Origin of the sequence: Pararhizobium sp. (genome assembly GCF_965279435.1) — a bacterium.
GTDB lineage: Bacteria > Pseudomonadota > Alphaproteobacteria > Rhizobiales > Rhizobiaceae > Pararhizobium.
On the sequence record NZ_CBDIHY010000003.1, the window covers coordinates 2,344,409 to 2,358,867 of the forward strand.

19 protein-coding genes are annotated in these 14,459 nt (G+C 58.9%); 9 read left to right on the forward strand and 10 right to left on the reverse strand.

The window, feature by feature from the left end:
- Positions 1–11: 11 nt before the first annotated feature.
- Together ACQY8Q_RS16910 and ACQY8Q_RS16915 are read left to right on the forward strand one after the other, a co-directional pair.
- A complete protein-coding gene (locus ACQY8Q_RS16910) occupies positions 12–1,139 on the forward strand; it encodes an AI-2E family transporter (protein ID WP_428427629.1) in 1,128 nt (375 codons plus the stop codon).
- A gap of 68 nt (positions 1,140–1,207) precedes the next feature.
- A complete protein-coding gene (locus ACQY8Q_RS16915) occupies positions 1,208–2,446 on the forward strand; it encodes an NAD(P)/FAD-dependent oxidoreductase (protein ID WP_428427630.1) in 1,239 nt (412 codons plus the stop codon).
- A gap of 3 nt (positions 2,447–2,449) precedes the next feature.
- Here the strand turns inward: ACQY8Q_RS16915 and ACQY8Q_RS16920 are convergent, their stop codons facing one another.
- The gene (locus ACQY8Q_RS16920; protein WP_428427631.1) at positions 2,450–3,247 is read right to left on the reverse strand and encodes a response regulator; all 798 of its coding nucleotides are present in this window, start codon (positions 3,245–3,247) and stop codon (positions 2,450–2,452) included.
- A 286-nt stretch (positions 3,248–3,533) separates the two neighbouring features.
- Here ACQY8Q_RS16920 and ACQY8Q_RS16925 point away from each other — a divergent pair, with 286 nt between their 5' ends.
- On the forward strand, positions 3,534–3,698 hold the full coding sequence (locus ACQY8Q_RS16925; protein ID WP_428429808.1) for a NepR family anti-sigma factor: 165 nt from the start codon (positions 3,534–3,536) through the stop codon (positions 3,696–3,698).
- Between the two features lie 94 nt (positions 3,699–3,792).
- Here the strand turns inward: ACQY8Q_RS16925 and ACQY8Q_RS16930 are convergent, their stop codons facing one another.
- Together ACQY8Q_RS16930 and ACQY8Q_RS16935 are read right to left on the reverse strand one after the other, a co-directional pair.
- Complete coding sequence (locus ACQY8Q_RS16930; RefSeq protein WP_428427632.1) at positions 3,793–4,041, reverse strand: YMGG-like glycine zipper-containing protein; 249 nt, start codon at positions 4,039–4,041, stop codon at positions 3,793–3,795.
- A 51-nt stretch (positions 4,042–4,092) separates the two neighbouring features.
- Positions 4,093–4,248 (reverse strand): DUF3309 family protein, encoded by a 156-nt coding sequence (locus ACQY8Q_RS16935; RefSeq protein ID WP_081927957.1) that lies wholly within the window; start codon positions 4,246–4,248, stop codon positions 4,093–4,095.
- 383 nt (positions 4,249–4,631) lie between these two features.
- On the opposite strand from ACQY8Q_RS16935, the gene ACQY8Q_RS16940 reads away from it, so the two are divergent.
- Positions 4,632–4,961: a hypothetical protein gene (locus ACQY8Q_RS16940; RefSeq protein ID WP_428427633.1), complete on the forward strand. Its 330-nt coding sequence runs from the start codon at positions 4,632–4,634 to the stop codon at positions 4,959–4,961.
- Positions 4,962–5,180: 219 nt separating this feature from the next.
- Positions 5,181–6,161, forward strand: coding sequence for a PRC-barrel domain-containing protein (locus tag ACQY8Q_RS16945; RefSeq protein WP_428427634.1), 981 nt, complete (start codon positions 5,181–5,183; stop codon positions 6,159–6,161).
- A gap of 132 nt (positions 6,162–6,293) precedes the next feature.
- On the opposite strand, the gene ACQY8Q_RS16950 is transcribed toward ACQY8Q_RS16945, so the two are convergent.
- Complete coding sequence (locus ACQY8Q_RS16950) at positions 6,294–6,503, reverse strand: hypothetical protein (protein WP_428427635.1); 210 nt, start codon at positions 6,501–6,503, stop codon at positions 6,294–6,296.
- Between the two features lie 218 nt (positions 6,504–6,721).
- Between ACQY8Q_RS16950 and ACQY8Q_RS16955 the strand changes: the two genes are divergently transcribed.
- The 4 genes from ACQY8Q_RS16955 to ACQY8Q_RS16970 all read left to right on the forward strand — a co-directional run bounded on the left by ACQY8Q_RS16955 (position 6,722) and on the right by ACQY8Q_RS16970 (position 9,331).
- Positions 6,722–6,886, forward strand: coding sequence for a DUF1328 domain-containing protein (locus ACQY8Q_RS16955; RefSeq protein ID WP_037105882.1), 165 nt, complete (start codon positions 6,722–6,724; stop codon positions 6,884–6,886).
- Between the two features lie 176 nt (positions 6,887–7,062).
- Positions 7,063–7,563 (forward strand): TIGR00645 family protein, encoded by a 501-nt coding sequence (locus tag ACQY8Q_RS16960; RefSeq protein WP_428427636.1) that lies wholly within the window; start codon positions 7,063–7,065, stop codon positions 7,561–7,563.
- Between the two features lie 27 nt (positions 7,564–7,590).
- Entirely contained in the window at positions 7,591–8,844 is a 1,254-nt protein-coding gene (locus ACQY8Q_RS16965; RefSeq protein ID WP_428427637.1) for an NAD(P)/FAD-dependent oxidoreductase, read from the forward strand.
- Between the two features lie 193 nt (positions 8,845–9,037).
- Positions 9,038–9,331 carry a hypothetical protein gene (locus tag ACQY8Q_RS16970; protein ID WP_428427638.1) on the forward strand — a complete coding sequence of 98 codons (294 nt, stop codon included), beginning with the start codon at positions 9,038–9,040 and terminating at the stop codon, positions 9,329–9,331.
- A gap of 15 nt (positions 9,332–9,346) precedes the next feature.
- On the opposite strand, the gene ACQY8Q_RS16975 is transcribed toward ACQY8Q_RS16970, so the two are convergent.
- The 6 genes from ACQY8Q_RS16975 to ACQY8Q_RS17000 form a co-directional block, all read right to left on the reverse strand.
- Positions 9,347–9,769 carry a TIGR02588 family protein gene (locus ACQY8Q_RS16975; RefSeq protein ID WP_428427639.1) on the reverse strand — a complete coding sequence of 141 codons (423 nt, stop codon included), beginning with the start codon at positions 9,767–9,769 and terminating at the stop codon, positions 9,347–9,349.
- A gap of 9 nt (positions 9,770–9,778) precedes the next feature.
- Positions 9,779–10,651: a TIGR02587 family membrane protein gene (locus tag ACQY8Q_RS16980; protein ID WP_428427640.1), complete on the reverse strand. Its 873-nt coding sequence runs from the start codon at positions 10,649–10,651 to the stop codon at positions 9,779–9,781.
- A 68-nt stretch (positions 10,652–10,719) separates the two neighbouring features.
- On the reverse strand, positions 10,720–11,214 hold the full coding sequence (locus ACQY8Q_RS16985) for a BON domain-containing protein (RefSeq protein WP_428427641.1): 495 nt from the start codon (positions 11,212–11,214) through the stop codon (positions 10,720–10,722).
- Between the two features lie 157 nt (positions 11,215–11,371).
- The gene (locus ACQY8Q_RS16990) at positions 11,372–11,851 is read right to left on the reverse strand and encodes a hypothetical protein (protein WP_428427642.1); all 480 of its coding nucleotides are present in this window, start codon (positions 11,849–11,851) and stop codon (positions 11,372–11,374) included.
- 178 nt (positions 11,852–12,029) lie between these two features.
- Positions 12,030–12,263, reverse strand: coding sequence for a hypothetical protein (locus tag ACQY8Q_RS16995; RefSeq protein ID WP_428427643.1), 234 nt, complete (start codon positions 12,261–12,263; stop codon positions 12,030–12,032).
- Between the two features lie 201 nt (positions 12,264–12,464).
- Positions 12,465–14,387, reverse strand: coding sequence for a glycosyl transferase (locus tag ACQY8Q_RS17000; protein WP_428427644.1), 1,923 nt, complete (start codon positions 14,385–14,387; stop codon positions 12,465–12,467).
- Positions 14,388–14,459 lie beyond the last annotated feature (72 nt).

Here is a 14,459-nt window from a genome sequence, read left to right on the forward strand (position 1 = left end):
AGAACCGGAAAATGGGTGCTGCCTTGACGGGGAGTGGAGCTTTCAGGAAGCGAAAGCTGGCGGAACTGGAGGCACAGGTGGCGGCGGCGGATATTCCCGAAACGTCGCCAAAAACCGGGCTCGATCTGGTGGTCGCCTGGAGTATCGTCGGCACCTTCATCATCTTTGCCTCCGCCGTCATCTACATGATGGAATCGATCCTGATGCCGGTAACGCTTGCCATCGTCATCGGCATGGTGCTCGGCCTTGCTGCCGATCGGCTGGCGCAATACGGATTGCCACCGGCGCTGGGTGGTCTGCTGCTGGCCGCCATTTTTATCGTCGGGCTTTTCTTCCTGATCAATGCTCTGATCGAACCGTTGACATCGCTTGCTGGGCAGGCGCCGGGCATGCTGGAGCGGGCGATAGAGCGCGTTCTGCCTTACATACAGCGGTTCGAATGGGCAAAGGTGGCGATAGCCGGAACCGATGAAAAAGCCGTGACCGATGTTGCCATTCAGAATGCCGGAACGATGCTTGGGCTGGTCGCTGCAGGTGTAACGCCGGCTTTCATCCAGACGATGGTCTTCATGGCGGCGCTTGGCCTCTTTCTTGTCGGACGCGGGCACTTGCGCAAGACCGTCATCCTTGCCTTTGCCACCCGCGATCGCCGGCTTGCCGCAATCCGCATCATGAATGCGACGGAGAACGCAGTCGGGTTTTATTTCTCGACCGCAAGCCTGATCTACATTGTGCTTGGCATGATTACCGCCTCGATTGCCTTTGTTGGCGGCCTGACGATGGCCCCGCTCTGGGGCCTGTTCGCCTTCGTTTCCAGCTTCATTCCCTATCTCGGCGTGACGGTCATGACGGTAGCGCTTCTCTGCGCTGGCCTGATGACCCATGATGCTCTGTTGCTGGCGCTGGCGCCGGCCATCGCCTTCTTCATCCTGCATCTGGTCATGGAAAACCTGGTGACCCCGGCCATTCTCGGTCACCGGCTGGAAATCAATCCGTTTCTGATCTTCCTGGCGATTATCTTCTGGACCTGGATGTGGGGTGCCGTTGGCGCCATGCTGGCCATGCCGCTGTCGCTGATCGCCATGACCATTTTCAACGAGGTCCGCACCCAGCCACCGGAGCGGCAATTGCCGGGCTGACCGGACGCTCAGAAACGGTTCAGGATGGTTCCGGTCTGCGGCAACTGAAAGTGACATGAATGCCCCCAATGCTTGATTCCTTCGATACGGTGCAGGCCGATCTCCATGGCGGCCGGGCACCCTGGGGCCGTGGCTTGCGGCCGCCCCAAAATCTTCCTCTGTCGAAAAGCATCAAGACCGATGTGCTGGTCGTTGGCGGCGGCATCACCGGATCGCTTGCAGCACAACATCTGGCGGCGCGCGGGGTCGATGTGATTATCGTTGACCGTGAGCAGCCCGGTCTTGGCAGCACGGCTGCAAGCACGGCGATGCTGCAATGGGAAATCGACTGCACGCTGGGAGAGTTGACCGGGTTTTATGGTTTTGACCGGGCCGCCCAGCTTTACCGCCGCAGCGTTGCCGCCGTGCAGGGGCTTGCCGGGCTGGTGGATGGCCTCGGTTTCGATTGCGCCTTCCGCCCTCGCTCGACGCTTTATATTTCCGCCGGAGAGGCTGGCCCTTCAGCTTTGCGTGAGGAACATCTGCTGCGAGAGCGCGCCGGCCTGCCCGGGCTGCTGCTGGACCATAAGGATCTTCTGTCCCGTTTCGGCATCGACCGGGCAGCGGCCATTCTCTCACCCGGATCTGCCGATGCCGACCCGCTTCTTCTGTCCTGGGGCCTGTTGCGTGATGCTCAGGCGCGTGGTGCGCGGCTGATCGATGCGATGGTAACGGCTTACCATGATGCGCCGGGATCTGTAACTGTCGAGACCGATGGTCCGTTCGTCATTGAGGCGAAGCATGTCATTCTGGCAACGGGATATGTCATGCCGGATTTCGTCCGCAGCAATATTCATCAGACGGCATCGAGCTGGGCGATTGCAACCGTGCCGCAGGTGGCTGGTACGCTCTGGCCCGGTGGAGAACTGATCTGGGAAGCGTCGGAAACCTACAATTATGCGCGCACCACCACGGATGGGCGCATCGTCATCGGCGGCGGCGACGACGACACGGTCGACCCGGCGGCGCGCGATAAAAAGATGCCGGAGAAATCGGAAAAGCTGGTCGAAGACCTCGTCAAGCTATGGCCTGCCGCAAATCCCGCCATCGACTTTTCCTGGTCCGGCGCATTTGGTGAAACCGACGACGGCCTGCCGCTGATCGGCGCGGTTCCCGGCATGCCGCGCATTCTCGCCGCCTATGGTTACGGCGGCAACGGCATCACCTTCAGCTTCATGGCATCGCGCATTCTGGCCGAAATTTGCGCCGGCCATCGGGAAGGCTGGTTCGATGCGTTTGCAATCGACCGGCCTTCGCCAACGCCGTAGCGCTCAGAGTTTGCGGGCGCGGGCGTTCTCGTCGAAGAACAGCGCCTGGCTGATCAGCGCCTTGACCATTTCCGGATTGAACGGCTTGGTCACCAGAAAGGCCGGCTCCGGCTTGGTGCCGGTCAGTAGCCGTTCCGGGAAGGCGGTGATGAAAATCACCGGGATCGTCGCGCTTTTGAGGATTTCGTTGACCGCATCGATCCCCGAGCTGCCGTCGGCCAGCTGAATGTCGGCAAGGATCATCTTCGGTGCGGTCTTTTCAAACAGCGTGATCGCCTCACCGTAGGTTCTGGCCACCCCTGCCACCTTGTGGCCAAGGCTGGTCACCATGTCCTCGATATCCATAGCGATCAGCGGTTCGTCCTCGATGATCAGGATCTCGGTGGCAACCTGGCGGGAAATATCCTCGGACGCCTCGCGCATAAGACGCGAAGTTTCGGCATCGGTGACGCCAAGGATTTCGGCAGTTTCATCCGGCGAAAAACCTTCGACGGAAACAAGCAGGAAAGCCTTGCGGGCTGCAGGCGAGATCACCGAAAGATTGGCCGCCGCACGGGCCTCCCAACCGAAAGGCGACGTTGTTTCGGGTAAATCGATGGTCAGCGTGTCGATCACCGAGCAGAACAATTTGTACAGATTGACGCGGTCATTGGCGCCCTGCGGAAAAAGTGTGATGTCAGCGATCAATGCTTCCAGTACGGCGGCGACATAAGCGTCGCCCGAAGCCTGCGACCCGGTCACGGCGCGGGAGAAACGGCGCAGGTAGGGAAGATGGGCTGCGATCCGCATGGAAAGTGACATTGATGACTTCCTTCAGTATGATGACGCCGAATTTTACCAGCGCCCGACGCTATCGCGTTACGAACATGGTATTGGTTTGAACATGTTTTATACGTTAAGGGAAGTTTCCCAGCTGAACGAATTGTGTGTCAATTTCGGGGGCGCCAGATAAAAATTCGGAATATGGCAACGTTTTTAATGTATCAGATAAGGACGCGTGGAAGCGGCGCTGTATGCCGTCGCCGATGCGGGTTCAGGAGCGAAACGGACGATGACGAACATACCGGAAAATCAGCGGCGTGCCGGTATGGGCAGCAGGGCAGGCGCCGGCAGCAGCGATCCAAACGCGCAAATCGCCTCGAAACTGAAGGCCCTTTATAACGCCGTCGAGCAGGAACCCATTCCGGATACATTTCTCGATCTGCTCGAAAAGCTTGACCAGGCCGAGCAACTGGGCAAAGCGCAAGGCTGAAACCGCCAGCGCGTCCGAACCCCTCTGACTTTTTGCAAGACGTAAAAAAACGGGCCGAAGCCCGTTTTTCTGTTTTGACGGATGTGCTGTCTGATCAGCAAGCTGCTGTGTAGCGGCGGCCATAACGATCGCGGTAGACGCAGCGGCCCGGCTCATTGGCATTGCCAATCAAGGCGCCGGCCACACCACCGACGGCAGCGCCAACTGCAGCACCGCGAACATTGCCGGTCGCTACACCACCGATAATGGCGCCGGATGCGGCGCCGATGCCAGCACCCTTTTCGGTCTGCGAGCAGGCGGCGAGCGGAAGGATGAGAAGGGCTGCAAGGAGGATCTTTTTCATGAATGGTTCCTTTTCAAGAGTGTTGATGGACGAAAAAAGCTTTGGGGCAGATCAGATGCGGCCCATCAGCACGAGGATGAGGAGTATCACGACGACCAACCCGAGGCCACCTGAAGGTCCATAGCCCCAATTGCGGCTGTGGCCCCAGCTCGGCAGCGCACCGATCAGCAAGAGCACCAAGACGATCAGGAGAATTGTACCGAGCATGTTATTTCCTCTTCGGGTCTGGCCGTGCGGGTCACGGGTCTGCTGCGGTAACGTGGCTTACGCGAATTTGTTCCAGCGTGAGTGTTGATTTAAGCCACGAAAGACACCGCATTGTGCAGAGGTTGGGTCAGACCTTGTTTCGTAAGTATATTCTTACGGTATGGGGCCGGCGGCTCGAATAGAAGAATGGGTGCAACCAGCCCCTCAAATTTGTGCGGGCTCGACCATCGGCGGGCATGACATCGATGGCATTGGCATTGCTTCACGCGTACGCGCGCGCGAAACGCTATCCGTTGCAAATATGTTCCCGGCGATATTTGCGGAACTTCCCGGCCATTTTTTCGTTTCCCTGCCAGATCATTCATTGTGCAGGGAGCACGACGATGGAATATATTGCAGCGATCATGATGCTTGTCGGCTGTACCCCGGGCAATATCGAATGCAAGGAACTGCCGGCCCCGGCCGTCGGTTTCGAAACGGCCGAGGAATGCCAGGCGCTGTTGCAGCCATCGCTCAATGACGTCAAGGGCAGGTACAAGATCGTTTATGGCAAATGTGCCGCGATCGATCCGGCTCTCTACATCGAAGATGCGACAATCACATGGGCGATCACGCCCGCCGATGAACTGGATGTCCAGGTGACCTTCGATGAGCCGGCAGCACCGGTTCTGGTTGCCGGCAAGCGCGACCGCCAGAGTGTGTTCAGCAACTGACCGGGCATAACAGGCAGCGTTTTGTCACTGATCGCAGAACCTCCCCGGCCTGAAACGGCACTTGGCTTTGTCGCCTGAGTACCTTGCACGGACTGCCACCGGCGGAAAAATGCGGAACAAAATCCACGCCGTCCCGTTCTCCATGGCAATCACAGCCAGTTGAACCCTGGCTTTCCGGCCTCATGGCTTTCTCCCAAATTTGCATGAAGGAGCTCAACAATGATCCGCACTCTTATGGCGACGACCGCGCTTGCGGCGTTCCTGACGACCAGCATGCTGTCCACAAGCGCCGTCGCGCAGGACGCTGCCACCAAGGCTGATCCGGCCAAGGCCGCAAGCACCAGTTCTGAAACGTCCAAGTCTGGTCCAGCCGGATATTTTTCAGCCGCACCCGAGCAGGTTCTGGCTACCTCGGTTCTCGGCAAAACGGTCTATACCGGTGCTGACGAACAGGGCGAAGCCATCGGCGACGTCAATGACGTCGTCATCAACGCCAATGGTGGCGCAGAAGCGCTGGTGATCGGCGTTGGCGGCTTTCTCGGTATCGGCGAAAAGGATGTGGCGATCGGTTTTGACCGCGTCTCCTGGTCGGACCGGGATGGCCAGCGGATTATCGTCATTTCCGCAACCAAGGAAGATCTGCAGGCAGCCCCTGAATTCCAGCGCGCAGCCATCATGGACGGTGTGGCCGCGACAGTGCCGGAAGATGAAAGCGCTGCAGCTCCGGCAGCCGCCCCCATCATCACCGATGAAGCAGCAGAAGGAGTACCGCCTGCCACCGGTACCACCCCTCAGATGACCGACCCGGATATCGCCCCACCGGTCGATACTGCCACAACAGCCGCCACGCCGCCGGATGAAATGCAATTGGTCGATCCGGCGCTGATCAGCGCGGAAAAGCTGATCGGCACTGAGGTCAAGGTTGCCGACGATACCAAGGTCGGCGAGATCGGCGATGTTCTTCTCGACAAGAATGGCAAGGTCGAGGCCTATGTCATCGATGTCGGCGGTTTTCTCGGTATCGGACAAAAGCCGGTCGCGATGCGTGCTGAGAGCGTTCAGGTGATGGCAGACGCCAAGGGGACGATGGTTATCTATTCGCCGTTCACCAAGGCGCAAATGGAAACCCAGGCCGCCTATGACGAAGAAGCCTACAAGGCCAACCCGCGCGGCATCGTCTTGGCTGCGCCCGCAAATTAACGGTGATCCCTATATGAACCGGCGTCCAAAAGGCGCCGGTTTTTTGTTGTCCGGAAAAAAGCCAGTGATTTTCAACAGACACAAAAAAAGCGGCCACTGGCCGCTATCTTTTTTCCGGAATCCTATGCCCTTTTAATGGTCAGAACCATCACGCGAAGATTTTTCCGCAGCCTCAAGATCAGAGAGCAAATCGGAAAGCGTCCCTTCTGTCTTCGCCAGGTTTTCCGTGTTGTACAGATCCCGCAACGTTGAGCCGATATGCTGGTGTCTATCGCGGTTCTTGTTTGGCAAGCGAACTGAGGCCGCTGCAGATCTCCAGATATTCGTTGTCGATACGGTCATTTTACTATCTCGCATGATGTATATGCCTTCTCAACGTTCCCTGCCTTGCTAAAGTTCCGAGAAATGCGTGGCTAAACCGTGTCAAATTGGGGCGATCTTTCGCGCCATGGTTAATGGTTAGTTTCAATCGCAGTGGGCGGAAGCCCGCCTTTTTTCCCGGAACAAAGGTTCGCGTCCGGCGTTTATCCAGCAATGAATTAAACTAAGGAGAATTTCCGATGCTGTATTACGCTCTCGTCTTCCTCGTTGTTGCCATCATCGCCGGTGTTTTGGGCTTCGGTGGTATTGCTGGCGCTTCTGCAGGTATTGCACAGATTCTGTTCTTCCTGTTCCTCGCCTTTCTCGTCATCTCGCTGGTGGCGGGCCTCATGCGCCGCACCTGATCCCATCTCAGGTGATGCGTGAACGGAAGGGAGTGATGCGAAAGCATCGCTCCCTTTTGCCGTTTGAGGCTCAATGTCTCACCGGGGCAGCCCGCTTCTGCCTTGCCCAAGGCAATGGGCTTGGCTATTCATGACCGGACTATCTCGCAATTGCACATTCCGGAGCTGCGCGAAGCATGAAATCGCTGGAACTCATCGTCGAAAGAATCATCCTGTCGAGCCGCTGGCTCCTGGTGGTTTTTTACCTAGGGCTGGTCGGAGCGCTTGCGCTCTATGCGGTGTCCTTCGTCTACAAGTTCTACAAGATCGCCATCATGGTCTTCACGTATGACGAATCGGACATGATCCTTGCTATGCTCGGCCTGATCGATGCAGCACTTGTTGCCAGCCTGATCGTCATGGTGATGATCTCCGGCTACGAAAACTTCGTCAGCCGTTTCGACGAGGCCGATGCCGAGGTGTCGTTCCTTGGCAAGCTTGATTCCGGCAGCCTGAAGATCAAGGTGGCATCGTCGATCGTGGCGATCTCATCCATTCATCTGTTGCAGATTTTCTTGAATGTGCAGAACTACACCAGTGAGGCGCTGATGTGGGCGACCATCATTCATATCGCGTTCGTGGTCTCCGCGCTGATGCTTGGGTTCCTTGAGCAGATCATGACCAGACTGAAGAAATAAGCAGAACAGCAGAGCGGGGAACCGGACATGAAGACAGACGTCGTTGTTTTGGGCGCAGGCATTGTCGGCCTGTCGACGGCCATCCACCTTGCGCGGCGCGGTAAATCCGTGGTGCTGCTCGATCGTCGCGGCGCAGGCGAAGAAACCTCCTATGGCAATGCCGGCCTGATCCAGCGCGAGGGTGTCTTTCCCTATGGTTTCCCGCACGATTTCGGCGCGCTGTTCCGTTATGCGCTGAACAACACCATCGATGCGCATTACCACATCCGCGCGCTGCCTGGCCTCGTACCGTTCCTTATCCGTTACTGGTGGAATTCGGGTTTTACCCAGCACCAGAACATCGCTTCGATGTATGCGCCGCTGATCGAGAACTCGATCGCCGAACATGCCGACCTGATCAACGCGTCCGGTGCCGGCGATCTTATCCGCAAGGATGGCTGGATGAAGGTCTTCCGCACCGAGGGCGCGCGCGATGCGGCCTACAAGGAAGCGGAAAAGCTGTCATCGACGTTCGGCGTCAACCATCAGAAGCTGTCCAGTAGCGAGCTGAAGGTGATGGAGCCGTCGATCCGGGCAGACCTCACCGGCGGCCTGCGCTGGACCGATCCCTGGTCGATCCGCGATCCGCACAGCCTCAACAAGGCCTATCTCAGCTATTTCCAGTCGCTCGGTGGCCGTCTGGTATCCGGTGATGCGGCGACGCTTGAGCATATCCTCGAAGGTGCAGGCTGGCGCGTGGCTACGCCGGAAGGGCCACTGGAGGCCAAGGAGGTCGTCGTGGCGCTTGGCCCCTGGGCCGATACGGTTACGAAGAAACTCGGCTACCGGTTCCCCCTGGCGGTCAAGCGCGGCTATCACATGCATTACGGCATGGAAGAGGGCGCACAGCTGAACAACTGGGTGCTCGATGCCGAAAAAGGTTATTTCCTGGCGCCGATGCTGCGCGGCATCCGCCTCACCACCGGTGCCGAATTTGCCAATCGCGACGCCCCGAAAACCCCCGTTCAGCTGACACGGGCCGAGCGCGTTGCCCGCGAATTCTTCCCGCTGGCAGAACGCCGCGACGACGAGCCCTGGATGGGCGCCCGCCCCTGCACGCCGGATATGATGCCGATCATCGGCAAGGCACCCCGTCACGAAGGCCTGTGGTTTGCCTTTGGCCACGCCCACCACGGCATGACGCTTGGCCCGGTCACCGGCCGCGCCCTTGCCGAAAAGATGACCGGCGAAAAGACCGTGATCGATATCAAGCCGTTCCGGCCTGACCGGTTTCTGGCCTGATCAATGCAGAGGCGCCGGTGTGATCTCCGGCGCCCAGTCATTTTCTGATTTCCCCGATTAATTTCCTTGAAGCTGGAACAAACGTCAAAGTCGCCCGTTATGTGGGTTGGCTGAAGGCGAGGGCTCGGTCTGCTGTGCGTTGCGCAGCGAATGGAAATGACCGTCGTGAAAAGCGGCGGCGGGAGCGTATTTCATGCAGAAGCAGGTGATAGAGTTCGGCGGCGAAGCCGTGGGCGCTTTGATGCGCGACGATAACGGTTTCCGCTTTGTCGCGGTCAAGTACGGCGTCTGGAGCCTGGATGGCCGTCTGTTTTCTCATCCATCCGAAGCAAGACGTGCCGTGAAGGTGCTACTATCGAAACCGGTCGGCCGCTCGATGCCGCCGGCCAGCTTCTGGGTGCCCGGTGCAGGTGATCCTTCCAGCAGCCAGTTCCAGTGGAACGCCGTTTCCCCGGTCCCTTCAGTCCCCAACGAAAATCACCTCTGACTTACGCTGTGCCGATCAGGGATCGGTGTAGCCTGACGCACGGATGTGGAGCTCGTGGGCGGCCGGATCGGTTCGGAACAGGAGTGTGCCTGTAGTGGCCGATTGTGCCGGGACATAATCGAAGGTGATTTCCTGCGTTTCGATCACCATGTCCCCATTCATCAAGTCACCTTTGACCGGGACGGAAGCGGCGGTTCGTGCCCCTTTGTTTTCGATGCTGAACGAGACCATGTATCCGCCGCCGGGAGCCGGCTGCTGACGAAGGATTTGAACGGCGAGTTGCGGCACGCCGCCGGATGAAACGATGGCATGGTAGGTGATCCAGCCGATCATCGCGGCCACAAGCAGGGCACAGATTCCACCCGTCAGCCATTCGATCCAGTGCGCACCGCGCCCGACCGTGCGGCTGTTCGATTGGACCGGTGTTGCGTCAGCCATAGTAGCTCCTCACAGAATGAGCCGCGCCGCAGCGGCGCCGATGGCGCCGGGAAAGGCAAGAACGATCATCGCCATCATCGCGGGCGTGAATGATCCACCATCCAGCCGTTCAAAACTCCAGAGCGCGTAAAGGCTGATAACCAGGGCGATAACGTAGCCGGGCAAAGTGAAGCGGATAAAGGCATGCCACCATGGCGTATCGCTGGATAACTCGTGGCCACCCTTGAAGGAGACGGCATAGACGAACGCGTGCATCAGCGTGATGGACATCACGATGGTCGCCAGCGCATGCCATGGCGTCATCTTGTAGGCAATCAGGATCATTTCCTCCGTCGGCGCCATGTTCAGGTTGAGGAACAAGGCGCCGACCGCCATCATGAAAAGCTCGCTGCCATAGCTGGATTGTTGCTCGTCTCCGGTGTCGTCCTTGCCGCTACCGAGCTGGCTGCGCCCAAGCAGTGCGCCAATGCTCGCGGGAATGGCCTGGACCGCGATCTTGCCGGTGATCTCCTCTGCCGGCATGCCGGCCATCAGCAGCTTGAACAAAGACAGCATGACGGCGCTTGTGACGATGCCGATGCCATAGGCGATCATCGCGTCACGGATGGCCACCTTCCAGGAAAACGTCTCCTCGAACCCGATCCGATGGGAGATGCCGACCAACAGGGGGATGGCCAGCACCAGAAGCAGCACCAGACGCCATCGGTCCATGGTAAAACCAAGCGCCCACATTTCCATGGTCATCTGCATCGGCAGTGCAAACAACAGCGCACCGCCTACGCCACGGCCAATCCCGACCAGAAATTTGGCGGGCGTGCCAGTCTCTTTGGAACGATGGGAATTATCCCGGCTTCCGGCCGCGCCGGCGCCCACCTTCTGCATGAGGCCCCTCCCGCATTCGCATCAAAAGCCGCTGCTCCTCTTGCTGAGCTGCGGCGAAAGTCTGGCGATCAATCGTCCCAGTCGGCCGGAATGCCGCTGTCTGCGCCGATTGTTTCCAGGGTGTTGCGGATGCTGATCACGCCGGGAACGGCATAGATCAATGCTTCGATCTGGCGCGCCTCATGTGCGGTATCGACCGAGCCCTTCAGCAAGACAGCGCCACGGCGGGCTTTGATATCGACACCCGATGTGTCGATATTGCTGTCCTCGAGCCTGTTGGCAATCAGATCTTCCAGCGCATCGTCATCGACATCCGCTTCGGTATCGTCGCCAAAAAGGTCGGGGCCATTTTCACTTTCGATTGCGGTATCGTTGCTACGCTGGAAACCGGGATTTCCCGCTTCATCGAAATTCTCCGCGCCCTCTCCATAAGAGCCATTGCCGACCTTGGTCTCTGTACCAGGGGTGGCGTCCGCGTAGGGCCAGCCTTCGGTAAGATCGCGTTCCTCGTAGTCGCGGTAGTCATCCTCGCGCCCTGTGGTTTTTGGTGTCCTGCCGGTCATCGCTATGTCCTCATTCTGATGGGATTGAGGGAGAAACGGATGGCGCGACATTTGGTTCATTTGCAAAATGCCGGTCCGCAATTTTCCCGGGTCGCGCATAAAAAAATGGCGGAGCCGCCAAAGCAGCTCCGCCATCCGTATCAAACGTTGATCGCAGTTAGTTCTGCGGGGCAGTACCGGTAGCGGGTGCCTGCGTATCGGTACCGGTCGCCGGGGTTTCCGGGGTCATCGGCGTGGCGTTCGGGGTGGTTGTGGTATTTGGCGTCACGTTGGTGTCCGGAGTTGCCGTGCCGGGCGTTGCGCTATTGTCAGCGGGCGGCGTCACGGTGTTGGCTGGCGGTGTGGTCGTCTGTTCCGTCGGCGTCGGCTGTGTTGCCGTGCCGTTGGTCTGGTCGGTCGACAATTCTGCCGGCAGCCAGACAAGCAGCGCCAGAACCAGACCGGCAAGCAGGATGATCAGGACCGGCCATTTCGAGCGTGCCGAGCGGGGTTCGATTTCTTCCGGCCGCCGCTGATTGGCCAACGGATCGTTCACCGGAGCGCCTGTCACCGGATCGATACGCGGGCCTGCCTGTTCGGCTGGCCATGCTGCAGGATTCACGTTGCGGTTTTCAGTGGGATCAAAACGTTGATTCATGGCGGACATATCCTTTCGAGAAATGGTGCCTGTGCCAGCAAACGTTGACGGCAACTGCCCGATAAACGTCGCTGCAAGGCGAATGTTCCTCGAAAAGACCGGTGAAGGCGGCAAAACCGCCAAAGCACCGGGAAAAATGCCCTTTCCGCTCCTAAATACGCCGGAGCCGGGGGCGAAATCAGCTCGACGGCAGTTCAGCGATCTCGCCAAATTGCACCAGCAGGCGCGGACTGGTCATGTCGCCGCTTTCCTCATCGACCTCGACGGCATAGGCCGCCACACCGATAAATCGTTCGGCCATAGCCGCCGCAATCTTTTCGGCGCTCGCAGCATTGGATGCCTGGCGCATCTCTCCCGGGCCCACTCCACCCCGAACCTTGCGATAGGGGATAACGATGAATTTCTCGGCCATGGATGGCCCTTTCAACAATTGACGCCGACAAGGCCGGTCAGGGCCGTTTCGATGGACTGACGGCGATAGGTGATTGCGGCAGGCACGCCCCTGCTTGGGTGACATGGCAGCGATCTGTAGCATTGATTGTCATGTCGCTGTACCGGCAATCTGGCAAGCGATGCACAAAATACCGAAAGTGTATTCTCTAGCCGGATGACTTTACGCTCGCTTCGAGAAAGGTGCTGTGCGAACCGGCAGGCGGGGCACCTCGAAATGGTCAGGCGGAAGCTTGGCCTTGGCCCGATCCACCATCATTGTATAACCGCTTTCCAGGTGGCGGCAGAACCGTTCGGCATCAAACAGCGGCGCCAGAAACCTGTTTCCGGAAATCTGCTGCTTCAGCAGTGTCACGTCATCCGGACTTTGCGACAGTTTAATCGCCAGTTCGACAAAGGCATCCGGTGTCGCGGCCACCAGGTTCGGCAGGCCAAGCGCCGTCAGCAGGCTTTCGGAAACCCGCGAGGCGAAATTGCTCCCCGTCAGCGAGACAACCGGAAGGCCCGCCCACAATTTGTCCGATGTGGTTGTGTGGCCATTATAGGGGAACGTATCGAGTCCGATATCGGCCGCCTGCAAACGGGCGATATGGGCGCCATAGCCGGTCGGGGCTGCAAAGACGATTCTGTCGGCCGCAACCCCACGTTTGCCTAAGGCGGCGAGGAAATTGCTGCGAGCCAAGTCGCCGTCGATCATCACCCAGAGAACCGAACGTTCGGACCGCCGCAGGATCTCCGCCCAGCGATCAACCACCGCCAGCGATACCTTGCGGGCCGCATTGAAGGCGGCAAAGACGAAACGGTCTGAAGGCAAGCCGAGCACCTGCCGGTCGATGGCGGGCGGTAGAGCCCGGTACGTTGGATCGTTGGGTTGGTAGCTTTCCGGCAGCAAGCAGAATTTCTCGTGGTAGTTCTGTCTGGAATTTTTGGGCAGCACGATCCGGTCACCGATGACATAATCGCAATCGACATTGACGGCGCTGCCGGGAAAACCGAGAAAGGCGACCTGAATGGGCGCTACCATCTGGTTGAGAATGTTCGACCGGGAGCCGCCGGTATGACCCTTGAGGTCGACGAGGATGTCGATGTTATCTTGGCGGATGATATCGGCTGCCTGCGCATCGGTCTTGCCGTGAAGGGGAACGATCCGGCCCCATTTTGACCGGTGGCCATTGGCGACGGTGTGACGCTCGGGCGTATAGCAGTAGAGCGTCACGTCAAACTGCGTGCCGTCATGCGCCTCCAGCACGCTTTGCAGCAGCCGCATCGTCGCATGCTCGCTCCAGAAATCGCTGGAGAGATAACCGATACGGATGCGCGTGCCCCAGGGATGCTGCCGCATCCGTCGCTGTCTGCTGCTGGCCTGGGAGGGGATCGATATCAGGCCGGGATTGTTTGTCGCCAGCCGGTTCAGCCGCTCGTCGCCGCAACGCAACAGGTTCGAATAGGCGGTTTCCCCCTCAAGTGCGGAGAGGTCGCCGCTTGCCAGCTGACCGGCATTCGCATGCTCGAGCTTTTCGATCGCCTCGAAATCGCAGAAGTCGCGCGCCACCGACATGAATTTGAACTGCGTATAGGGATCGTCGGGAAACAGCGCCGCAAGCTTGCGAAACACGCTCAGCGTCAGTGGATTGCGCTCGCTGTCGCCAAGAATGTCCCCGGCAAGTTTTAGATGATCGGGTTGATCGCTGTTGGCCAGCGTTGGTTTGACGAGATCGACAAGAGCGGTGTCGCCGGTGCGCCGGAACGAATGAGCCAGGCTATAGGCCAGGGTGGCATCGTCCGGCATCGTGTCCAGCAGTTTGATGCCGATCAGTTGCGCGCGGTTGTCATCGCCGGCCTCGACATAAAGCGCCGTCGCACGGCCAAGCAGTGTGCCGGCATCGCGGCCGGCATGGGGCGCAGCCTGCTCGAAGGCTTGTGCCGCTTCGGCCGGCAACCCGAGCTTTTCGAGCGCGTCGCCGAGAAGAACGAGCGGGGCTGCATCCGTGGCTGTCCCTAGCAAAGGACTGAGAAGCGTCAGGGTTTCCAGATAGTCGCCCCGTTCAAAGGCAACCCGCGCCGCCGCAACTGCTTGTCCGTCCATATTCGCTATTCCAGGAGATCATCAGCAAAACGCCAAAATAGCGCCTATTGCTTGCGCGGAGCGGTTCAACAG

Excerpts from the sequence above, each read along its gene's own strand:
- ACQY8Q_RS16975 (WP_428427639.1), bottom strand. The coding sequence starts at position 9,769 with ATGGCTGACGCAACACCGGTCCAATCGAACAGCCGCACGGTCGGGCGC.
- ACQY8Q_RS16980 (WP_428427640.1), bottom strand. The coding sequence starts at position 10,651 with ATGCAGAAGGTGGGCGCCGGCGCGGCCGGAAGCCGGGATAATTCCCAT.
- ACQY8Q_RS16965 (WP_428427637.1), top strand. The coding sequence starts at position 7,591 with ATGAAGACAGACGTCGTTGTTTTGGGCGCAGGCATTGTCGGCCTGTCG.
- ACQY8Q_RS16955 (WP_037105882.1), top strand. The coding sequence starts at position 6,722 with ATGCTGTATTACGCTCTCGTCTTCCTCGTTGTTGCCATCATCGCCGGT.
- ACQY8Q_RS16920 (WP_428427631.1), bottom strand. The coding sequence starts at position 3,247 with ATGTCACTTTCCATGCGGATCGCAGCCCATCTTCCCTACCTGCGCCGT.
- ACQY8Q_RS16945 (WP_428427634.1), top strand. The coding sequence starts at position 5,181 with ATGATCCGCACTCTTATGGCGACGACCGCGCTTGCGGCGTTCCTGACG.
- ACQY8Q_RS16935 (WP_081927957.1), bottom strand. The coding sequence starts at position 4,248 with ATGCTCGGTACAATTCTCCTGATCGTCTTGGTGCTCTTGCTGATCGGT.
- ACQY8Q_RS16910 (WP_428427629.1), top strand. The coding sequence starts at position 12 with ATGGGTGCTGCCTTGACGGGGAGTGGAGCTTTCAGGAAGCGAAAGCTG.
- ACQY8Q_RS16995 (WP_428427643.1), bottom strand. The coding sequence starts at position 12,263 with ATGGCCGAGAAATTCATCGTTATCCCCTATCGCAAGGTTCGGGGTGGA.
- ACQY8Q_RS16985 (WP_428427641.1), bottom strand. The coding sequence starts at position 11,214 with ATGACCGGCAGGACACCAAAAACCACAGGGCGCGAGGATGACTACCGC.
- ACQY8Q_RS16970 (WP_428427638.1), top strand. The coding sequence starts at position 9,038 with ATGCAGAAGCAGGTGATAGAGTTCGGCGGCGAAGCCGTGGGCGCTTTG.
- ACQY8Q_RS16940 (WP_428427633.1), top strand. The coding sequence starts at position 4,632 with ATGGAATATATTGCAGCGATCATGATGCTTGTCGGCTGTACCCCGGGC.
- ACQY8Q_RS16990 (WP_428427642.1), bottom strand. The coding sequence starts at position 11,851 with ATGAATCAACGTTTTGATCCCACTGAAAACCGCAACGTGAATCCTGCA.
- ACQY8Q_RS16925 (WP_428429808.1), top strand. The coding sequence starts at position 3,534 with ATGGGCAGCAGGGCAGGCGCCGGCAGCAGCGATCCAAACGCGCAAATC.
- ACQY8Q_RS16915 (WP_428427630.1), top strand. The coding sequence starts at position 1,208 with ATGCTTGATTCCTTCGATACGGTGCAGGCCGATCTCCATGGCGGCCGG.
- ACQY8Q_RS16950 (WP_428427635.1), bottom strand. The coding sequence starts at position 6,503 with ATGACCGTATCGACAACGAATATCTGGAGATCTGCAGCGGCCTCAGTT.
- ACQY8Q_RS16960 (WP_428427636.1), top strand. The coding sequence starts at position 7,063 with ATGAAATCGCTGGAACTCATCGTCGAAAGAATCATCCTGTCGAGCCGC.
- ACQY8Q_RS17000 (WP_428427644.1), bottom strand. The coding sequence starts at position 14,387 with ATGGACGGACAAGCAGTTGCGGCGGCGCGGGTTGCCTTTGAACGGGGC.
- ACQY8Q_RS16930 (WP_428427632.1), bottom strand. The coding sequence starts at position 4,041 with ATGAAAAAGATCCTCCTTGCAGCCCTTCTCATCCTTCCGCTCGCCGCC.